Source organism: Bacillota bacterium, from assembly GCA_012837285.1.
Taxonomy (GTDB): Bacteria; Bacillota; DTU030; order DUMP01; family DUMP01; genus DUNI01.
This window is the reverse complement of record DURJ01000129.1, coordinates 1-3,704: the sequence shown is the minus strand read 5'-3', so window position 1 is coordinate 3,704 and position 3,704 is coordinate 1. Positions and strand designations below refer to the sequence as shown.

Annotated in this window: 5 protein-coding genes; 2 read left to right on the top strand and 3 right to left on the bottom strand. The window is 52.3% G+C overall.

Translation table 11 applies throughout. The features are described 5' to 3' along the window. The coding region (locus GX016_07630; GenBank protein HHT71428.1) for an FMN-binding glutamate synthase family protein at positions 1-1,412 on the top strand (1,412 nt) is incomplete at its 5' end. A gap of 48 nt (positions 1,413-1,460) precedes the next feature. On the opposite strand, the gene GX016_07625 is transcribed toward GX016_07630, so the two are convergent. Genes GX016_07625 through GX016_07615 form a run of 3 tightly spaced genes read right to left on the bottom strand, consistent with a single transcriptional unit; the run spans position 1,461 to position 2,894 of the window. Further along, positions 1,461-1,997: a permease gene (locus GX016_07625; GenBank protein ID HHT71427.1), complete on the bottom strand. Its 537-nt coding sequence runs from the start codon at positions 1,995-1,997 to the stop codon at positions 1,461-1,463. After that, complete coding sequence (locus tag GX016_07620) at positions 1,994-2,476, bottom strand: permease (GenBank protein HHT71426.1); 483 nt, start codon at positions 2,474-2,476, stop codon at positions 1,994-1,996. The genes GX016_07625 and GX016_07620 overlap by 4 nt, the downstream gene beginning before the upstream one ends. Before the next feature lie 16 nt (positions 2,477-2,492). After that, positions 2,493-2,894 carry a PadR family transcriptional regulator gene (locus GX016_07615; protein ID HHT71425.1) on the bottom strand — a complete coding sequence of 134 codons (402 nt, stop codon included), beginning with the start codon at positions 2,892-2,894 and terminating at the stop codon, positions 2,493-2,495. Positions 2,895-3,255: 361 nt separating this feature from the next. On the opposite strand from GX016_07615, the gene GX016_07610 reads away from it, so the two are divergent. Beyond that, the coding region (locus tag GX016_07610) for a methyl-accepting chemotaxis protein (GenBank protein HHT71424.1) at positions 3,256-3,704 on the top strand (449 nt) is incomplete at its 3' end.

Genomic DNA, 3,704 nt, shown 5'->3' with positions numbered 1-3,704 from the left:
TGGTCATCAAATGGGCGGGAGACTTGTTTCGCGGAGTTATGGACGAGACAGCCGACGACATTATGTCCAAGATTATGCAGGATCGGTATACGGACAACTTACTGACGGGCTTGTCGGTGGCTAAAAAGTGCGGGTTCCAAAACCTAATGGAAGTGGAAATGCGTGCGGTTCAAGGAACCACCTTAGAGCGACCGCTGGGAAGCTCCTTAAAGATGTCTCCCTGGGAAGCGTTGTTACTTAATCCAGTCCACTTACACCGTTTTCCGGTAGAAAGCACTGAGCAGGTAACCATGGGGGTTACCGTCGGTCCCCAAGCGGAGCGCCCGCTAGAACTCGATATCCCTATTCTTATCGCCGGCATGTCCTATGGCGGTGCCCTCAGTGCCGCGGCCAAAATAGCCCTGGCCCGAGCCGCCAGTGCTCTGGGCACAGCCACTAATACCGGTGAAGCCGGGCTATTGCCGGAGGAGCGCAAAGAAGCGAGCAAGTTGATTGGGCAGTATAACCGCGGCGGGTATCTCAACCAGCCAGAAAAGTACAAGCGTGTGGACGCCATTGAAATTCAGCTAGGACAAGGAGCCCAAGCCAATGCGCCCCAGCGCACCCAAGTAAAATTTGTCGACGACAAGATGCGTGCGGTATTTGAGCTTAAAGAAGGGCAAGATTCCGTACTCAATTCGCGTATTCCCGGGATCAATACCGCCCAGGATTTCATCGAGACCGTCCGCCGGTTAAAAGCGGAAGTGGATGTCCCGGTAGGCATAAAGCTAGCGGCCACCCACCATTTAGAAAAAGAACTGGATGTGGCTGCCGACGCCGGCGTAGACTTTGTTTCCGTGGATGGGGCTGAAGGCGGTACTCACGGTAGCACACCCACACTCCAAGATGATGTCGGCCTGCCTTCCATCTACGCTATTGCCCGAGCCCGGCGCCATCTAAAACGACTGGGGCTGACTGGGAAAGTGTCACTGCTCGCCGGCGGCGGGCTGATTACCCCCGGGCAATTCCTAAAAGCACTGGCCCTGGGCGCCGATGCTGTTTACATCGGAACTGTGGCCATGTTGGCTTTAGTGGCTCAGCAGATTACCAAAGTAACCCCTGGTGAAACCCCTATGCAGTTAGTGCTACAGACAGGGCGTAACAAAAAAGAGTTTGATCTGGACCTGGGAACGCAGAATTTAGTGAACTTCCTTGTCCTGGCAGTGGAAGAAATGACAACGGTAATGGTCACCTTAGGCCATACGGCCCTAGATCAGCTTAGTACGACTGATTTGGTCTGCCTGGACCCTTTCTTAGCCCAAGCATTAGGAATACAATACGGCGGTATTGCGCCTGTGGAACAAGAGGCTTACTATGGTGCTCTGTTTGGTGGTTACTGGGCCGAGGAGAGCAAACAACCAGTATTGCAATAGCAAAAACGCCCGCTGTCAGGGTCCCTGGCAGCGGGCGCTCTGCGTTATTTACTCGCCTTCTAGAGTACGTACGTACCTGTCTTCTAGGGGAAGAACACGGTTCATAACAGCGGCAATTACAAAGATAACTACCAGGTTTGCCAGCCAGCGGGTTACGGAAAACGCTGTGCCTAAAGCCTTAGTTTCAAATAGAAACATAGGGATTTTAAGGGTCGACCAGGCGCCGATAAAAATCATAATGTTAAAGTAACTGGCACCCTTCTTGTACATCACTTCGGCCACAGGAAAAGCACCGTATAAGGGACCGGCGGCAGCGGCACCTAACAGGATACCGAGCAATGGACCGCGAACCCCGGCCTCGGGACCCAAGAACTGCATTACTGTCTCTTTGGGCACCCAGACATCCAACAGTCCCAGCAACAAAAACACCGGCGGCAATACACCCAACATTTCGGCAAAGTAGCTGGCTGTGTTCGTAAGCAGCCTGGCTGCTAGCTGGGGGAACACGGTCATAACAACCAGGTCTGCAGCCACCAGGATGAAAACAGGGAGGTAACGCCTTAGACCGCTGCTTTTGTTTCTCATGGGCTTACCACCTTCCCGATAATAAAGGCTACAATAAAGGCAAAAACGTAGTTAAGTCCGTTGCGCCAGACAACTGCTTTGCGGCCAAAGTACTTGGCTTCTAGCGGAGCAGTGGCCATGCCCACCGTCATCAAGGTAGAGATGAAGACTGCTGCCTGCATTACCCCGGCCCCCAACTCCATGAGCGATGCTGCCAGAGGGAAGGCCACAAAGCCGGGAATAAGGGTGATTGCCCCTACAACCGAGGTCACGAGCATACCTAAGAAACCAGAAGAGCGGCCAACAAGTCGCGAAACAAACTCCGGTGAGATAAAGGTAAACATAAGCCCGATAAACAGCAGCACAGCGGCAAACGACGGGAAAATGTTAAGAAAACTCCGCAGCCCCTTCATTACTGCTTGCTTAGTCTTGTTTTTGTCCTTAAACCACGAATAGCCGAGCCAACCCAAAGCTAACAGATAGAGCAGTAGGGTAAACATAAGGCACCTCGTTTCTTCAGTCGCTGAACATATCCTGATAACGAGCCAGAAATCTGTCTACATACCGGCGATTGCGCCTAATCGCCTCGGCCCAACAGTGAAGCAGCTCCACCCCGGCAGGAGTAACCCGATATTCCTTCCGGGCCGGTCCGGAACCGCCTGTTTCCCAACTAGACGTAACAAAGCCATTGTCTTCCAACCGGTTAAGGATACGATACGTTCCGCCGACATCCACTTCCGCCAAGCCGAACTCGCCCAGGCGCTCCAGCAAACCATAGCCGTGAGCTGGTTGTTCCAGCAGAAGAAACAGCAAACAAGTCTGAAGAAACCCAGCCGGACGAGTGGAAGTGCTAAACTGCTGGCAGACACAATTTGCGTCGTGACCGTTGCTGTTACTATGACATCCACACATAACCACAATATCCCCCTATATGATGGTATCATATACATGAAAATAATATTACAGCAAGAATAACTTGTCAATAGTATTTTTTGCTCTGCTGGGTATTGTCATGCGTAACTCGCCAACCTTCCGGGTAGGGACGCGACTCCGTGGCAGCCCATCCCCTTACACCGCACTACTTGTAGGAGCGGGCCTCCGTGCCCGCCCGTTTTTCATCCTGAGCAACCTGTTATTAAGGTAGAGGCCAGACGGCCTTGTTTGTGGTAATTGTCGAAAAACACAGCAGGATAAATGGCACTCTTTGGCGAAAAAGGGATTTATAGCTAAAAGAGAAGGTCCAAGAGTGGGAGTATTCGATCAGGGGGGGGAAACAAGAGTGAACAGAAGAGTTGAAACACTACCCCGTATACTGCTGCCCTTTGTCTTGTCGGTAATGTGTGGTGGCGGTTCGGTCTGGCTGCAGGCTAGATTTGGCACCGCCGGTTTTGGTGTGGCCCTGTTAATTGGGTTTTGGCTGGCTATTGCTATCGGGTTTGTGCAGCTAGATGCTTCCGGCCAACGACGTGCCCTGCGGCCAGTAATCGAGTATCTTCAAGCTCTGGCAGCCGGGGATACCTATGCCCTGTTTCCATCGGGATTAAAAGGCCCGGCAGTGCAGCTTGCTGAGCCGTTGCAAGAACTGGCCGAGCGATTACAGTTAGTTCTGGGAGAACTTCAAATAGCAGCCGATCAAATGCGCACGGCGTCCGGTCAATTGAATGTGGGCACTAACGAAGCACAAATGGCTATGAACCAAATAGCCCAAGTGGTGCAGGAAATAGCTCA